We start from the raw sequence: 17189 nt of genomic DNA on the forward strand, positions 1-17189 counted from the left end.
ATCGATGGAGCGATATAAAAACGGTCGCCGCCCGAAATCAAATCAGGATTTGTCATATTATCGATCAAGGAACGCTTGGGGCACAACCGCCTTCCACAACGCGGAATTCATGCTTCGTGACGGCAAAATTCTTTGTGGATTTATTCTATTTTAAACCGTCGCTTGTAAGAATAACGCCGTTCAACAATCGGTTATCGCCGGTCCATTCATAATAATCCATTGCTATTGGGGCTGTCAGTGACGACATCGGCGGGCGATAAGAAACGCGAACAGGCAAGAAGCGCTCTTGTCATTACCAAGATCACGCAGTTCATCGCCAAGATGAACATTGCACCTTTGCCGCGCAATTATGAATTGATCTATGAAATATTGTCCGGACACAATCCGGCCATGGGCCGTGACATGCTCGCGCTTGGCAATGCGCCGCAGCAGCATGAAATCGACCTCATCGGCCAGCGGCACAATCTGCCCGGCTTTTCGCGCATCGAAGCCGAACAGATGGCAAGCGCGGCCTTCGATACACTGACGCAGATTTCCGCGCGGCTGGATGCAAGCCTTCAGCGCACCGAAACTTTTCTGGCCAGCCTTGAGCAGGATGAGGATGGCGAGCCGCCCGCAACGGAGCGCTTCGTGGAGTTGCTTGGCGATATCCACGAAGAACAGACGAGCCTTCGGCATTTCATCGCCATGGGACTGGTGAAAATCCGCGAGGTTGAAAGAAACCGTGGGGAGCTTCAGGCCGCCTCGCTGCGCGATGCGCTGACGGCACTGCCAAACCGGGCGGCCTTTCTCGAAAAGCTTGGCGCTCTTTTTTCAAAGGACCGGGCCGCATCCGCCACCTCGCTGGTGCTGCTGGATATCGACCATTTCCGGGAAATCAACGGCAAATATGGCTCCGCCGCCGGCAACAAGGCGCTCAGAAGGCTTGCCGCCCTGTTTCGCAAAACCATCAAGAAGGACGATTTCGTCGCCCGTATCGGTGGCGATGAGTTTGCCTTTCTGTTTGCAGGCGTGCCGCAAAACACGGCCGAGGCCATTGCTGAGCGGTTGCGGCAAAGCGTGGAGGCATTGCGCTTTGCGACCACTGGCGGCGATGGCGAACATCTGACGGTTTCTATCGGCGTCGCCGCGGTGGATGGAACCGCAACGCCCGCCGAATTTTTCAGCCATGCCGAACTCGCTCTGCTTTCGGCCCGCTGCGGCACGCGCAACTGCGTCGTCGGTTATTCGCGGGACGTGGCGCAGCATAGCCGCAGCAGCTATCTGGCGCAGCTCGGCGATTGACAGTTTAATCTCGCCCGATGTGGCGCGGGCGCTCTTGCCTTGGCCTGACAGTTCGGCCAAAACGGCGCCATGATTACGATTACCGATCTTTCCGCCCGTATCGCCGGGCGTCTGCTTCTCGACCATGCCAGCGTGACGCTTCCCGCCGGTGTGAAGGCGGGCCTTGTTGGCCGCAATGGCGCCGGCAAATCCACCCTGTTCCGGGTCATCACCGGCGATTTCTCGGCGGAAAGCGGTTCGGTGACAATCCCGAAACAGGCGCGCATCGGCCAAGTGGCGCAGGAAGCCCCAGGCACCGAAGAATCGCTGATTTCCATCGTGCTTTCGGCCGACAAGGAGCGCAGCGCGCTTCTGGCCGAGGCGGAAACCGCAACCGATCCGCACCGTATCGCGGAAATCCAGATGCGGCTTGTCGATATCGACGCCCATTCGGCGGAAGCGCGCGCCTCCAGCATTCTTGCCGGCCTCGGTTTCGATCACGAAGCGCAGCTTCGCCCGGCCTCCTCCTTCTCCGGCGGCTGGCGCATGCGCGTGGCGCTCGCCTCCGTGCTGTTTGCCGAACCCGACCTGCTTCTGCTCGATGAGCCGACCAACTATCTCGACCTCGAAGGCACGCTCTGGCTGGAGGATTATATCCGGCGTTATCCGCACACCGTCATCATCATCAGCCACGACCGCGACCTTCTCAACAATGCCGTCAACTCCATCGTGCATCTCGACCAGAAGAAGCTGACCTTTTATCGCGGCGGTTACGACCAGTTCGAGCGGCAGAAGGCCGAGGCCGACGAATTGCAGATGAAGGCGAAGGCGAAGAACGATGCAGCACGCAAGCACCTGCAAAGCTTCATCGACCGTTTCCGCGCCAAGGCCACCAAGGCGCGGCAGGCGCAGAGCCGCATCAAGGCGCTGGAGCGCATGGGCACCGTCGCCGCCGTGATCGAGGATCACGTCCAGCCGATCACCTTCCCGGAGCCGGAAAAGCAGCCCGCCTCGCCCATCGTCGCCATCAATGGCGGGGCTGTGGGTTATGAGCCGGGGAAATCGATCCTGAAGCAGCTCAATCTCAGGATCGACAATGACGACCGCATTGCGCTGCTCGGCTCCAACGGCAACGGCAAATCCACCTTCGCGAAATTCATTTCCGGCCGGCTTGCGCCGCAGGCGGGCGATCTTCGCGTCGCTCCTGGCCTGAAGATCGGTTTCTTCGCGCAGCATCAGCTCGATGACCTCGTGCCGGATGAAACGCCGGTCGAACATGTGCGCAAGCTGATGCCGCTGGCCCCGGAGGCGCAGGTGCGCTCCCGCGTGGCGCAGATGGGTCTCGCAACCGAAAAGATGGCGACGGCGGCAAAGGACCTTTCCGGTGGTGAAAAGGCCCGGCTTCTGATGGGACTTGCGGCCTTCCATGCGCCGAACCTGCTCATCCTCGACGAACCGACCAACCATCTCGATATCGACAGCCGCCGTGCGCTGATCGAGGCGCTGAACGATTACAGCGGCGCGGTCATCCTCATCTCGCACGACCGCCATCTCATCGAGGCGACAGTGGACCGGCTGTGGCTGGTGGCTGACGGCACGGTCAAGACCTTCGAAGGCGATATGGAGGAATATCGCGATCTCGTCGTTTCCTCCGGTAAGAAGAAGGAAGACAAGACCGACGCTGTGGCCGATCAGGCTTCCAAAGCCGATCAACGCAAGGCAAGCGCGGAAAGGCGCGCCCAGCTTGCGCCGCTCAAGAAAAAGATCAACGAAATCGAATCCCTGACGGCGAAGCTTGAGAAAATGATTCAGTCGCTCGACGCCGAGCTGGCGGATCCCGTCCTATACGAAAAAGCGCCCGCCAAGGCCGCACAGAAAGTGAAGGAGCGCGGCGAGGCCGCCGCGAAGCTTTCGGATGCGGAGGAGCAATGGCTGCTGCTTTCGAGCGAATATGAGGAAGCAATGGCGGGGTGATGCGCGACTGCGCTTTCGGTTAAACCGGAGATGTCCTAGGCGCATGCCCTGCGCGGTTGCAGGCGGTCGAGCGGTACGGCGGGGGAATAAAGATAACCCTGCCCGAAGCGAATGCCCATCTGCATGAGGAGCCGGCTCTGTTCCTCGGTTTCTATGCCTTCCGTCACCAGTTTTGCGCCGTAACGCTCCGCACTCTCGAAGGCGAGCGCGATGGCCTCCCTGAACCGTGACTGGTCGAGCCTTGATGTCATCCAGTGATCGATCTTGACCTCTTCGAACGGGAACCGCGCCAGCAAAGTGAGGGCGGCATAACCGGTACCGAAATCATCGAGCGCCAGCCGGACGCCTGCGGCGATCAGCGTATCGAAATTCTGCTGTACGACATCCGTGGTCGGTATCCTGCTCATCTCTGTCACTTCGATTGATAGGCGATGCGCCGGCACCGCCATTTCATGCAGCAGCGCCACGACCCGGTCTGCAAAATGCGCGCTCGCAAAGGACGAAGCGGAAATATTCACCGCCAGATGAAAATCCGCCTCGAGGCCGTGCAGGTCGCGAAGATCGCGCACGACGGCTTCGATTGTCGACCATTCGAATTCCACCAGTAGCCGATGGCGTTCGGCGATCTCCAGCACATAATAAGGCGAAAGCGCCTGCCCCCGCGCGTCGACCGCGCGCAGCAGCGCTTCTGCGCCGATCATGCGGCGATTGCGCATTTCGAATTTCGGCTGATAACAAATTGGCGGCGTGCCGGATTTGATCCAGTTGACCAGCATTTGCCGCACCGCCTCGTCCCGTGTCGCTTTCTCGGCAAAGGAGAAGGGGAAAATCTGCACCGGATGATCGCTTCCCTTCAGCGCAAGGCTGAGGTGTCTGAGGAAGGAGGCTACGTTCTGCCGGGAAAGCCGGTCCAGATTCGCCGCTCCGATTTTGAGATGCGGCACCGGCCCCGCCTCCGCCGAGCGGCAAAATGCGCTCAACCCGTCATGCAGATGCATCATGAGTTTCGCACTTTCGGACTTCTCCAGCGAAATCCCCCGCATGACGACCGCAAGTGTCGTATCGCCGAACATGAAGCTGCGGGGCGTAGTGGACCTGCATAGCAGGCCGTCTTCCCCGTCGCAGATTTCCCGCGCCAGCCTCGGCCAGAAAAGATCGCTCCAGTCCTCGCCCTCGCAGGCAGCGACATCGGCAATATTGACTATCTCGATCAGAATGAGGGCGTGCGGAACGGCCGGCTCCTGCCGCATCGTCGCTTCTATATGGTCTTTGAGGGCGCGCCGGTTGGGCAGGCCGGTCAATGCATCCGTCCGCGCCGCCACCTCGCGTTTCCTTGTCTCTTCCCGCGCCCGCGCTTCGCTGCGCAGAAGGATGAACAGGCAGAAGATCATCGGCAGGCCGACGGCGACCGCGCCCAGCGTTCGGCGGCCCACTGCACTCAAAAACAGTGCCTGGTCGACCAGCCCAAAAGCGAATGAGATCGAGATGGCAAGCAGCACGGCGATGAACCTGACCGCGAAGACGGTGAGAATATCCCGAATTCCCAGATTGGCGAGGCGGCGCTTGCGCATCCAGCCATACATGATGATGCCGCAGGCCGAAATGACGACCATGTCCTGCAGGGCCGCAAAAAACAGCACGGGACCGCCGAACACGAAACGCGCGGCCGCCACGAGGGACAGGCTGATCAGCCCGCCCTGCCAAGACCCCAGCACCCCGGCCAGAAACAGCAGGTCGGAGCGGATATAGGGTTTGGAGGGCAGCTTGATGAACTCGGACACCAGCAGCGTCAGCAGAAAGCCCGCCATTCCGAAAATGATGCCGTAATAGACTTTGTAGCGAGGATCCTCGAGCGCAATGTTTCGCCGCAGAAGGATAAGCACGGACACCATGCCAATCACGGCGGCCGCCTGAAGCAGCAGGAATGGAAGCTCGGCAGCCGACGCTGCCGCTTGTGCGGCGATCAATTCCATCATCTGCGTTCCCCGGTTATTATGTGTTCTGGCGCCGGAATTCCGGCACATGGCTCAAAAATCCCGCTTCCCGCGGGACAGAATTTATAGCGCGCCGCCAAGCCCTTAGTATCCTATGCCGACATCGCGGCTTCGATGCCGTAAAGTTCCGCCGGCCCGACAATCGTTCCCATATGCCCGGAGGCGAGCACCAGCCGGTCGCGTCCCTGACGCTTCGCCTCGTAGAGCGCCATATCGGCCCGGTTCACCATCTCATATATGATTTCCCTGCCGTCACCGGAAACGGCAACGCCGAGGCTGACCGTGACTATTTCCCGCCCGTCGGGACGGTTGAGATGGGGTATGGCCTCATCGATCACAGCCAATCTCAGTCTTTCGCCGATGGCGAGCGCGGCGGAAACAACGCAATTGTCGAGCAGAACCACAAATTCCTCGCCACCATAACGCGCGACGAAACTTCTGTCGCCATCGTCCCTGCGAAGCGCGCTACGCAGCCTGCCGGCGATCCTGCGCAGGCAGTCATCGCCGGCCACATGACCCTCCGAGTCATTGTAGTTCTTGAAATAGTCGACATCGAGAAGGATGAGCGCCCGCGGCCTGCCGCTGCCGCCCGAAGCCTCGCTCGCCGCCTCGTCAAAGCTGCGGCGATTGCGGATGCCGGTTAGCTGGTCGGTATTGGAAAGCTGCTGAAGTTCGTGATTTGCGGTTTGAATCCGCTGCACCAGGGTCTTCTCACGTAGCGACGCCAGATAGTCCCGCCTTTCCACCTGCTCGATACGGTAGGCCGCAAACAGCGAGACGGCGCTGATTCCGACGGAACACATGATCGCCGGCAGCTTGGCTACCTCGCTCGTCACCGTGACATATTCCATGCCGACGATGAAAACCGCCATGCAGCCGACCGTGCCCATAACCGCAAGCGGAAACGGTTTGCGATGTATCGTATTCATATAAAGGACGACGGTGACGATGCCCATGTAATATTCGCTCGCCGACGAGGTTTGCGCGTTGGCATAGATGAACATGATCGATGCGACGACCAACATGCAGCCCAGCCCGTGAAGGACCTCGTGCGCCACGGCATCCGCCCGCATCCTGAACGCATAATATCGTGCAGGAAAATAAAGAAACAGAAGCGGCGTGATGACAAACAGGCGGACTGTCAGATCCAGCCAGATGATCTCCGGGACCAGACCTATGTCCACAAACACGTAGAGATTGTAGAGGATGACACCGAAAATCAATCCGTATGTATTGAATTGCCGGCTGCTTTCGTTGACTTTCTGAACGAAGCCAGACAAACGGTCATCTTTAAATAAAATCACCACACACCTGCCACTCAAAATATATTAAAGTAAAATACGAAATTGACATCAATAATTACGGAACATACCTTAAAAAATTAACATTAAAACCGCCAATCAACAAAAAATATCACTTAAATATTCAAAATAGTATTTTTTATTCTCAAATACTACACAATAAAAGAATGCACATGCGAAATTTGTTATGACGTTACAGCTTGAAAAAAGACGTGCCGTATGGAAACGATCACCTTGCTCCTTTGATCGTTTCTGCTAAAAACTTGTAAAAATCACACTTTATCCCATGCAGCACTCACACGGGTTCCACTTCATGTCAGCCACCAAGCTTGCCATCGTCGGCGTCGGCAAAATCGTTCGCGACCAGCATCTTCCCGCCATTGCAGGCAATCCGGATTTTGAATTGATCTGCACCGCAAGCCGTCACGGCACCGTGGACGGCGTCGCTTCCTATGGCACCATCGAAGCCATGCTGGAAGCTGTGCCCGATATCGATGCGGTATCGCTGTGCATGCCGCCGCAATATCGTTACGAGGCGGCCTACGCGGCGCTGAATGCCGGCAAGCACGTCTTCCTCGAAAAGCCGCCGGGCGCCACCCTTTCGGAAGTGCAGGATCTCGTCCGGCTGGCGGACAAGAAGGGCCTTTCGCTGTTTGCAAGCTGGCATTCGCGTTATGCGCCGGCGGTCGAGGCTGCGAAGGCGTTCCTGGCTTCCACGAAAATCGACAGCGTGCATGTCATCTGGAAAGAGGATGTGCGCCACTGGCACCCGAACCAGGCCTGGATCTGGCAGGCGGGCGGTCTCGGCGTGTTCGACCCCGGCATCAACGCGCTTTCGATCATCACCCATATCCTGCCGCGCGCGCTGTTTCTGACCAAGGCGACGCTGGAGTTCCCGGAAAACCGCGACGCCCCGATCGCCGCCGACCTGCATTTTTCCGATGTGACGAAAACGCCGGTCCATGCCGAATTCGACTGGCGCCAGACCGGCAAGCAGAGCTGGGATATCGTTGCCGAGACGGCGGCGGGACGGATGGTGCTTTCGGAAGGCGGCGCAAAGCTCTCGATCAACGGCGAAGAAAAACTCTCCCAGCCCGAGCGGGAATATCCGGCGCTTTACGAGCGTTTCTCGGAGATCATCAAGGCTGGCCGTTCCGATGTCGATCTCGCGCCGCTGACCCACGTGGCCGATGCCTTCCTGCTCGGCCGCCACAAATTCGTGGATTCTTTCTACGACTGAGAGGCAGAAACGCCTCCTGAAGGACAATGCCTCATAGGGCGCGGCTGACGAAACGGTCGCGCCCTGATTTTTTGGCCTGATACAGCGCTTCGTCGACACTCCGCAGAAGCGTCGCGCGGTCCGCACCCGCCTGCGGGGCAAGTGCGCCACCTATGCTGAGACGGGCGCTGACCTCCTGCCCATCGACGTCGAAAGGTTTGCGAAAGGCGGCAAGCAGCTGATCCGCCTGTCCGTTCAGCACCTCCGCGGTGCCCGGCCGGGGTATGAAAATAGCGAATTCATCGCCGCCCATGCGCACCACGATATCCTCGCCGCGGACCGCATTGCGGATGCGTCCCGCAGCTTCGGTCAGAACGCGGTCACCCGCCGGATGGCCGAAAGTATCGTTGATCGTCTTGAATCCATCCAGATCGAGATAAAGGACACCGAAGGCCTCGTTTGCACGCAGGGCCGCGCCAAGCTGGTTATCGACAATCGCTTCCAGAGCCTTGCGATTATAAAAACCGGTCAACGGATCGGTCATCGCCGCATCCCGCAATTCGCGCTCCGCCAGACTCATGGTGAAATTGGCCTTCTGAAGCCGTAAAAGCGCGGCAGCCAGCAACGCAAAACGCCGTAGGCTGTCGATTTCCGTAACGGAGAATTTTCTCGGCGCCGTATCGACCAGACAGAAAGCGCCGACGATGAGGCCCGGCTCCAGCTCGATCGGCGCACCGGCATAGGAACGCAGTTCGGGCCTGCCCTTTACATAGGGCATGAAACGGAAATCCGGATGCGCGGTCAGATCGGAGATGACCACCACGTCCTGCCTGGTAATGACCCGGTTGCAGATCGAAAGATCACGCGGGCATTCCGAGAGCTCCATTCCCGCCTGTTCGGCGATGTGAAGCCAGTCCTCGTCAATGATATGGACAGCCGCCCGGGGCACACCGAAAACGCCCTGCCCCAATTGCGACAGCACCTTCAGTTCCGGCATTTCGGCATTCTTGAAAGACATGATCGACCGCACCGCGACCAGACGCTCCATTTCCCCGTCCGGCCGTGAAATCGCCTGCCCCATGCTCATGTCCTTCTGCTGTTTCGTCTGCGGCGCCCGCTTTTGACCGGATCAAACGACCCGCCCCACGAAAGCCCACGCCTGTTTCGGAGCTTTCCTTCGGGCGCATAATGCAAAAACCGGCAATTGACGCTACGTGCGAATTTTTGCCGGTCTGTTTGCGTATGGAACCAATCGTAGGGATGCCCAATCGGCGGTGCGATCAGGCCTTCTTCTGCCAGCGGCCCTCAGGCGACTGCTGCCAGTAGGTCAGGGAATGTCCCTCTGTTTTCAGCCTTTTCCAGTGATTCCGCGCCATTTCGAGCTGGTAGGCATCGTATCCGTCGAACATGAATACGATACGTTCATAAGCCTCGACCGCCGGCGGCTCGGCGCCATCGACGAGAAAGCGGACACTTGCCGCGTTGGCGTTCTCGTCGGACGCCGTCAGGAGAATCGGCTGGTTTTGCGGTGCGGGCGAAGTGTCGGTGGCGTGCGGCAGGAAACTATCTTCACGAAAGGTCCACAAATGCGTATCGAGGAAATCACGGCGCTCCTCGCCCACCGTCTGGATCGCGACTTTCCAGCCGCGTTCCAGCGATTTCTCGAGCAAAGGCGGCAAAGCATCCTCCAGCTTCGATTCCGTCAGATGGTAAAAAAGAATTTCAGTCATCCGCAGACGTGCCGCTCCGCTCGCTTCAATCTTCGTAATGGGCTCGAACGAGTTCGTTCAGCAGCCTGACGCCGTAGCCCGATCCCCATGACTGGTTGATCTCGGTCAGCGGCGACCCCATGGCGGTGCCGGCGATATCGAGATGCGCCCAGGAGGTTTCGCCCACGAAACGCTTGAGGAACTGCGCAGCGGTGACGGAACCCGCCAGACGGCCCGAGCTGTTCTTCATGTCGGCGAATTTGGAATCGATGATCTTGTCGTAATCCTTGCCGAGCGGCATGCGCCACAGTTTTTCGGCCGTCACATCGCCCGCCTGCGTGAGGCGCGCTGCAAGCTCGTCGTCATTGGAGAAAAGACCGGCCTGAAGATTGCCGAGCGCCACCGTGATCGCGCCCGTCAGCGTGGCGAGGTTCACCATGAATTTCGGGTTGAAGCGATCCTTGGTGTACCAGAGCGCATCGGCCAGAACCAGCCGGCCTTCGGCATCGGTATTGATGATCTCGATGGTCTGACCGGACATGGAGGTAACGATATCGCCCGGACGCTGGGCATTGCCGTCAGGCATGTTTTCCACAAGGCCGATGACGCCGATCACATTCGCCTTGGCCTTGCGGGCGGCGAGCGCATGCATCAGGCCGGTCACGGCGGCGGCCCCGCCCATGTCGCCCTTCATATCCTCCATATTGAGGCCGGGCTTCAGCGAAATGCCGCCGGTATCGAAAACGACGCCCTTGCCGACGAAGGCAATCGGCTCATCCTTCTTGTTGCCGCCGTTCCACTGCATCACCGCAAGTCTGGGCGGGCGCGCCGATCCCTGCGCCACACCGAGAAGCGCATTCATGCCTAGCTTCTTCAGCTCCTTCTCGCCGAGGACTTCAACCTCGACGCCGAGCTTGCGCAGCTCCTCCGCCTTCTCGGCAAATTCGACGGGACCGAGAGCGTTCGGCGGCAGGTTGACGAGATCGCGCGCCAGGGTAACACCGCCCGCAACGGCCTCGGAGACGGCAAAAGCCTTTTCCGCTTCCTGATGGGCGGCCGTGACGATGACGATCTCCACCTTCTTCGGCGTCTTCTCTTCGTCGGACTTTTTCTTGGTCTTGTAGGCATCGAAGCTATAGGCGCGCAGCAGCAGGCCAAGCGCGAAATCCGCAGCCGCCTGCGCACCGACCTCTACGCCCGGCGCATCGAGATAGATGACGACCCTGTCCGCCTTCTTGAAACTGGCGGCGGCGGTGCCGCCGGCGCGCAGCCAGTCATGGGCGACCAGTTTCGAGGGCTTACCGAGGCCGATAACGAGCAGCCTGTCGGCGGCGGAACCCTGCGGCGCGATCACGTCGAGCGTCGTCATGGATTTTGCAGAAAAGCCCGAAATCTTCGCCGCCCTTTCGATCACACCGCCCGGATCGGCCTCGGAGGCGCCGGCGACGGCCTGAGCCTCACCCGAGGCCTGCAGCACAACGGCGAGCGCGTTTTCAAGCGCGGCGGAATTGGCGAAAGAAATATCGAATTTGGCGGACATGTTTTCCTGCTCTTCTTCTACGACTTGCACGATGCGCATGATCATGGCCTTTTCGGCCCCGGGCGCAACCCCGCATTCTTTAAAGGCCTACAGTCGTTAAAGGAAAGGCATTTTTGCGGAATGCGAAATCGCGTCATGAAACCGACAGCTTGTTCCACAAAAAGACACAGGCGATGGAAAAATCATCGCGCAAAACATATTTGTGAGCACGCCGGAATAGCCAATTGCAAACGATGCGATTAGATAGGCGGAAATTCGGCGAGCGATCGCACGGAAAAACAATGTCGAACAGGGCCGTATGAAGCTTCTCGAGAACTATATCCTGCGGCGGACAACGCAGATGTTTCTGGTCGCGCTGCTGCCGGTGCTGGCCATCATCTGGACCATCCAGGTTCTCCAGAGAATCAATCTCGTCACCGATACCGGCCAGTCGATGGGTTCCTTCATGGCGCTCGCGACGATGATCCTGCCGACGCTGATCCCGGTCGTCCTGCCTTTCGCGCTGGTGATCGGCATCACTCAGATCTTCACGACGATGAACAACGATTCCGAGCTTGCCATCATCGATGCGGCGGGATCGCCCCGTTCGATCATGTATCGCCCGGTTCTCGTTCTGGCCGCCATTCTGAGCGTGTTTTCCTTCACCATCACCAATTTCATCGAGCCGCCCGCCCGCAGCTCCGCCCGGCAGATGGTGGCCGCCGCCTATGCCGACCTGCTGTCTTCGGTGATCGAGGAAAAGACGTTCCGCACCATTCAGGACGGCCTTTACGTGCAGATCGCCCAGCGGCAGGGCCGTATCCTCAAGGGCTTGTTCGTCGCCGACCGCCGCGATCCGAATTTCGATCTCATCTATTATGCCAAGGAAGGCATGATCGATGAAAGCGGCACGTCGCTGACTATGCGCGACGGCGAAGTGCAGCAGAAGACGCCGGACGGCAAGGTCTCGATCGTCAAGTTCCTGTCCTATGCCTTCGACCTTTCGACCATGTCGGAAAAGCAGGATTCCGAGCCGTCGCTCTCGCCGGGCGATGCCAGCCTCGGTTTCCTTCTTTCGCCCGACGAGAACAATGCGAGCTACAAGCGCTCGCCGGAAGCCTTCCGCAGCGAGCTGCACAAGCGCCTGTCGGACTGGATGTTCGCCTTCTCCTTCGCGCTGATTTCGCTGGTCATCGCCGCCGATGCCCGTTCTCACCGCGAAGCGCGCCTGCATCCGATGGTGGCCGCGCTGGTGACGGCCTTCATGCTGCGGTGGCTTGGCTTTTACGTCACCAATCAGATCAAGCAGAGCGCGGCCTTCATTCCGCTGGTCTATGCCGTGCCGGGCCTCAGCGGCGGGGCCGCCGCCTTCATTCTGCTGACCGGCCGCAAGCCGAAAATGCCGAAAATCATCGCCGATGCGATGGGTCGTCTGCGCCGTCTCTTCTCCAGCCGGATGGCGAAAAGCTCTGGGAGCGGCAACGCATGATTTTCAACACGCTCTCCCGGTATTTCCTGAAGCGATATCTGATCACCGCCATCTGGTTCGTGCTCGGCGTATCCTCGATCATTTACCTTGCCGACTTCAGCGAAACAGCACGGCGCATGTCCGGCCTGCCCGGCTATTCCGTTCCGGCCGCCCTTGGTCTGACGGCGCTTCGCCTGCCGCTGATCCTGCAACAGACCGTGCCCTTCATCGCGCTTTTCGTCGGCATGACGACGCTGATCTCGCTCAACCGGCGTTACGAACTGGTGGTGACGCGCGCCGCCGGCATTTCCGCCTGGCAGTTCATCCTTCCCTTCGTGCTCGGCGCGGTTTTCATCGGCATCCTGTCGGTCACCATCCTGAACCCCATCGCGGCATGGGGCCAGAACAAATCGCTGGCGATGGAAGCCGGCCTGCGCAACGAAGCGGGCGGCGGCCGCCAGCAGGAGATCATTCCGTGGATGCGCCAGGCAAGCGGCGGCCAGGATACGATCATCGGCGCCAAGAGCTTCGAGGACAATGGAACGCTGCTTCTCGACGTGGTTCTGATCGACATCGACAAGGACGGAAACATCGTCTCGCGTAAGGATGCGAAGTCGGCTAAATTGGAAGATGGTTACTGGCTTCTTAACGGCGTTTCGGAAACGCGCGCCGGGCATGTGCCAGTTCGGCAAGAAAGCACGCGGATCAGTACCAATCTGAGACGGGAATTCGTTCAGGAGCGCATGACGCAGACGGAAACCGTTGCTTTCTTTGACCTTTCTCACAAGATCGAAGTTGCAAAGTCCTTTGGACTATCTTCGAAGGCGCTTGAGACGCAGTATCATTTCCTGCTATCGACGCCCCTGCTTCTGGTCGCGATGACCTTGATCGCCGCGACCGTTTCATTAAAGTTCAGCCGCTTCGCCCAATCGCGCTCCGTGATTCTGGGTGGAATCGTTTCCGGCTTCGTGCTTTATGTAGTAACCGTGCTCGTAAGGGCATTCGGGAGTGGTGGTGTTGTCCCTCCCACCGTCGCGGTCTGGGTTCCAGTCATCGTGGCGTTGGCTTTGGGGGCAACCATTCTGCTTCATCAGGAGGACGGCTAAGTGGCGGTAATTGACCGCGGGAATATCAGGCGGCTTTGGACGGCCCTTCTGACAGGTGCCGCTGTGTGCGCGTATTTGGCATCCAGCCCGGTCGCTTTCGGCCAGGATGGTTTGCTTGCGTCGGCAAGCCAAGACGATTCGAAACTCCTGCTTACAGCAAATGAACTGACCTATAATCGCGATTCCCAGCGTGTGATCGCGAAGGGCGTGGTTCGCATGAAATATTCGGGCTACCGCATGGTGGCCCAGCAAGTGGAATATAACCAGCAGTCCGGTCGCGTGATCGCCCATGGCAACATCGAGCTGATCGAGCCGGGCGGCAACAAGATCTATGCCGACGAGATGGACGTGACCGACGATTTCGGTCAGGGCTTCGTCAATGCGCTGCGCGTCGAGACCACGGACAATACCCGTATTGCCGGTGAAAGCGCCGAGCGTCTCGAAGGCGACCTGATGGTGCTCAACAACGGTGTCTACACCGCGTGTCTGCCCTGCGCCGAACGGCCCGAAAAGGCGCCGCTGTGGCAGGTCAAGGCCGAGCGCGTCGTTCAGGACGGCAAGACCCATACGGTGCGGCTGGAAAAGGCCCGCCTGCAGCTTTTCGGCCATTCGATCGCCTATCTGCCGTTCCTTACGGTTCCGGACAATACGGTGAAGCGTAAATCCGGCTTCCTGTTCCCGCAGATGAGCATTACCGACAATCTCGGTTTCGGTATCGGTGTCCCCTATTTCCACGTGCTGTCCGACACCTCGGACGTGACCGTCACGCCGACCTATTACACGACGCAGGGTCTGCTGCTGCAGGCGGAATTGCGCCAGCGCTTCGAAACCGGCATGCACACGGTCACGATCGCGGGCATCAGCCAGCAGAAGTCCGAAACCTTCACGGCCGGCACCAGCGACGCCCTCAACGACAATCGCGGCATGATCGCAAGCAAGGGTGATTTCTCGATCAACCCGCGCTGGGCTTTCGGCTGGGATGCCATGGTGCAGACCGACAATAACTTTTCGCGCACCTATGGGCTGAAGGGTTATAAAAACGACGTTCAGACCAACCAGATCTATCTGACCGGTGCGAGTGAGCGTAACAGCTTCGAAGCCCGCGGTTATTATTTCAACGTTCAGGATACGGACAATACCGAAGCCAAGGAACGCAAACAGGCAATCGTCCACCCGGTTGTCGACTACCGTTATTTCGTGCCGGATCCGGTTTATGGCGGCGAACTTTCGCTGACCACCAACCTGACGAGCATCACGCGCCTGCGGCAGGATGCTTACGCGCTCGGCGGTTATCCGCGTTTCAGCGGGCTTGAGGGCGACTATACGCGCCTTTCCACCGAAGCCGAGTGGAAGCGCACCTTCACGATGGACAGCGGCCTGCAGATCACGCCGATCCTTGCCGCGCGCGGCGACGCGCTCTGGACGGACATGTCTCCCGCAGCCTTCACCTCGGGCGGGACCTCCTATGCCTATGAGGGCATGATGCATGACGGCGCGGCTTTCCGCGGCATGGTCACCGGCGGTCTGGAAGTGCGTTATCCATGGCTGTTCACCGCGCTCAACAGCAGCCACGTGATCGAGCCCATTGCACAGATTTTCGTGCGTCCGAACGAACAATATGCCGGCCGCCTTCCGAACGAGGATGCACAGGCCTTCGTGTTCGACGCGACCAATCTGTTCGAACGCGACAAATTCTCCGGTTTCGACCGGATCGAAGGCGGCACGCGCGCGAATATCGGCTTCCGATATAACGGTACGTTCGACAACGGCTACGGCGTTCGCGCCATTGCCGGCCAGTCCTTCCATCTGGCAGGCGACAATTCCTTCGCCTCCTACGATCTCGTCAATGCAGGCGCCAATTCGGGCCTCGAATCCGACCGTTCGGATTACGTCGCCATGGCCGCTTTCGATGCGCCGATCGGACTTTCGCTGTCGTCGAGCCTGCGTCTCGACAAGGACGATTTCGACATCAACCGTTCGGAAACCGGTATCAGCTATTCGGACCGCCGCCTTACCGGCAAGCTCAGCTATACCCAGGTCAAGGCACAGCCGAAATACGGCTATAACGAAGACCGCGATATCATCCAGGCGTCCGGTTCGCTGCGCATGGACGACAATTGGTCGCTGTTCGGTTCGATCAATTACGATCTAAACGGGAAGTTTGCCGCCGAACGCCGCATCGGCATTGCCTATCAGGATGAATGCACGATCCTGACGGTCAGCTATTCCGACGAAGGCAATATCAATTCCAGCCGCCAGGCCGCCAATGACTGGTCGATCAATGCCCGTCTGGCCTTCCGTACGCTCGGCGATGTCAGTGTCGGCTCAGCCAATGAGGACTGGAGCGACATGGATATCGGCTGGAAGCCAAACAACTACTGAGTTTAGAGGCAGGTTACGCAGCATCGTGACCTGCCTTTTTACCATTTGGCCAGTAAAGCCACGGTTTCGCCGCAACAACACGCCAATGTCGGCCGCGCATGGAACCTATCGGGTTTTCTTTCAACAAACCGACACATTGCCGTCTTGCGGATCGCGATGATATATACGTGGCAAATTCGCGGTGCGGATGCACAGTTGCAGGTCTGAAAAGCGGGAGAGTTCAATATTCCCCTCATCAGGCAGAACAGATTGGCGGAACAGGGCAACAGGCCCCTGCCCGACGAAAGGGAGAAGGATATGATGAATTTCGGAAAGACGGCTTTGCGTGGCGCTGCTTTCGCCTTTGCGATATTCGCCGTTCCCATGGCCGTTGTGCCCTATGCCGGCCAGGCCTTCGCCGATAGCACCGTCAAGATCGTCGTCAACAAGACCCCCATCACCAATGACGATATTGCCAAGCGCGTCGCCTTCCTCAAGCTGCAGCGCCAGTCCGGCAATCTCAATGAAAAGGCGCGCGAGCAGCTTGTCGACGAAGCACTGAAGCGCGAGGAAATCGGCCGCGTTAAAATGTCGGTCAGCACCGACGATGTCGATGCGGCCTTCGCACGCTTTGCCGGCAACAACAAGATGACCCCGCAGCAATTGACGAAGGTGCTTGCGCAGGCGGGTGTCGGAGCCGATCATTTCAAGGCCTTCATCGCCGTTCAGATGAGCTGGCCGCGCCTTGTCAACGCCCGTTATGGCGCACGCGGCAAGATGTCGACGCAGGATCTCGTTACCCGACTGAAGGAACGCGGCGACAAGCCCGTCACCACGGAATATTTCCTGCAGCAGGTCATCTTCGTTATCCCGGAATCGAAACGCAACGCCATTACCGGCAAGCGCAAAGCCGAGGCTGAGGCCTCGCGCAAGCGTTATCCCGGCTGCGACCAGGCCATGAGCTTCGCCGCGACCATGCGTGATGTGGCGATCAAGGACCTTGGCCGCATTCTGGCGCCGGAGCTGCCGGAAGACTGGAAGGCGCTGGTGGAGAAGACCAAGGAAGGCGGCACCACCGGCACCCGCGTCACCGAAAAGGGCATCGAATATCTGGCCATCTGCAAGCAGCGCCAGGTTTCTGACGACTATGCGGCGGAAATGGTGTTCAAGTCCGAAGACCTGATGAAGGCCAAGGACGGCGAAAACCCGAACGAAAAGAAATATATGGATGAGCTGCGCAAGAAGGCGCAGATCGTCAACACCTGATATTGATAC

General features: G+C 58.9%; 12 protein-coding genes. 7 read left to right on the forward strand and 5 right to left on the reverse strand.

Annotated elements, in window-relative coordinates:
- Positions 1–237 precede the first annotated feature (237 nt).
- Positions 238–1284, forward strand: a complete 1047-nt coding sequence (locus ACQZ5G_RS04405; protein WP_448737566.1) for a GGDEF domain-containing protein — start codon at positions 238–240, stop codon at positions 1282–1284.
- Between the two features lie 69 nt (positions 1285–1353).
- Positions 1354–3237: an ABC-F family ATP-binding cassette domain-containing protein gene (locus ACQZ5G_RS04410; RefSeq protein WP_003520751.1), complete on the forward strand. Its 1884-nt coding sequence runs from the start codon at positions 1354–1356 to the stop codon at positions 3235–3237.
- A gap of 35 nt (positions 3238–3272) precedes the next feature.
- On the opposite strand, the gene ACQZ5G_RS04415 is transcribed toward ACQZ5G_RS04410, so the two are convergent.
- Together ACQZ5G_RS04415 and ACQZ5G_RS04420 are read right to left on the reverse strand one after the other, a co-directional pair.
- The gene (locus ACQZ5G_RS04415) at positions 3273–5213 is read right to left on the reverse strand and encodes an EAL domain-containing protein (RefSeq protein WP_003520749.1); all 1941 of its coding nucleotides are present in this window, start codon (positions 5211–5213) and stop codon (positions 3273–3275) included.
- 110 nt (positions 5214–5323) lie between these two features.
- Positions 5324–6511: a diguanylate cyclase gene (locus tag ACQZ5G_RS04420; RefSeq protein WP_448737565.1), complete on the reverse strand. Its 1188-nt coding sequence runs from the start codon at positions 6509–6511 to the stop codon at positions 5324–5326.
- Between the two features lie 334 nt (positions 6512–6845).
- On the opposite strand from ACQZ5G_RS04420, the gene ACQZ5G_RS04425 reads away from it, so the two are divergent.
- Positions 6846–7772 carry a Gfo/Idh/MocA family protein gene (locus ACQZ5G_RS04425; protein ID WP_142779000.1) on the forward strand — a complete coding sequence of 309 codons (927 nt, stop codon included), beginning with the start codon at positions 6846–6848 and terminating at the stop codon, positions 7770–7772.
- A gap of 31 nt (positions 7773–7803) precedes the next feature.
- Here ACQZ5G_RS04425 and ACQZ5G_RS04430 read toward each other — a convergent pair whose 3' ends face one another.
- The 3 genes from ACQZ5G_RS04430 to ACQZ5G_RS04440 all read right to left on the reverse strand — a co-directional run bounded on the left by ACQZ5G_RS04430 (position 7804) and on the right by ACQZ5G_RS04440 (position 11000).
- The gene (locus tag ACQZ5G_RS04430; RefSeq protein WP_448737610.1) at positions 7804–8832 is read right to left on the reverse strand and encodes a sensor domain-containing diguanylate cyclase; all 1029 of its coding nucleotides are present in this window, start codon (positions 8830–8832) and stop codon (positions 7804–7806) included.
- Positions 8833–9031: 199 nt separating this feature from the next.
- A complete protein-coding gene (locus ACQZ5G_RS04435; protein WP_448737564.1) occupies positions 9032–9481 on the reverse strand; it encodes a DNA polymerase III subunit chi in 450 nt (149 codons plus the stop codon).
- A gap of 25 nt (positions 9482–9506) precedes the next feature.
- Positions 9507–11000: a leucyl aminopeptidase gene (locus tag ACQZ5G_RS04440; RefSeq protein WP_059753150.1), complete on the reverse strand. Its 1494-nt coding sequence runs from the start codon at positions 10998–11000 to the stop codon at positions 9507–9509.
- A gap of 298 nt (positions 11001–11298) precedes the next feature.
- On the opposite strand from ACQZ5G_RS04440, the gene ACQZ5G_RS04445 reads away from it, so the two are divergent.
- The 4 genes from ACQZ5G_RS04445 to ACQZ5G_RS04460 all read left to right on the forward strand — a co-directional run bounded on the left by ACQZ5G_RS04445 (position 11299) and on the right by ACQZ5G_RS04460 (position 17180).
- Positions 11299–12468: an LptF/LptG family permease gene (locus ACQZ5G_RS04445; protein ID WP_448737563.1), complete on the forward strand. Its 1170-nt coding sequence runs from the start codon at positions 11299–11301 to the stop codon at positions 12466–12468.
- A complete protein-coding gene (gene lptG / locus ACQZ5G_RS04450; protein ID WP_035263022.1) occupies positions 12465–13553 on the forward strand; it encodes an LPS export ABC transporter permease LptG in 1089 nt (362 codons plus the stop codon). The genes ACQZ5G_RS04445 and lptG overlap by 4 nt, the downstream gene beginning before the upstream one ends.
- Positions 13554–15935 (forward strand): LPS-assembly protein LptD, encoded by a 2382-nt coding sequence (locus ACQZ5G_RS04455; RefSeq protein WP_003520740.1) that lies wholly within the window; start codon positions 13554–13556, stop codon positions 15933–15935.
- A gap of 297 nt (positions 15936–16232) precedes the next feature.
- Entirely contained in the window at positions 16233–17180 is a 948-nt protein-coding gene (locus ACQZ5G_RS04460) for a SurA N-terminal domain-containing protein (RefSeq protein WP_448737562.1), read from the forward strand.
- The last annotated feature ends 9 nt before the right edge of the window (positions 17181–17189 follow it).

This window comes from Agrobacterium sp. 22-214-1 (assembly GCF_053522465.1).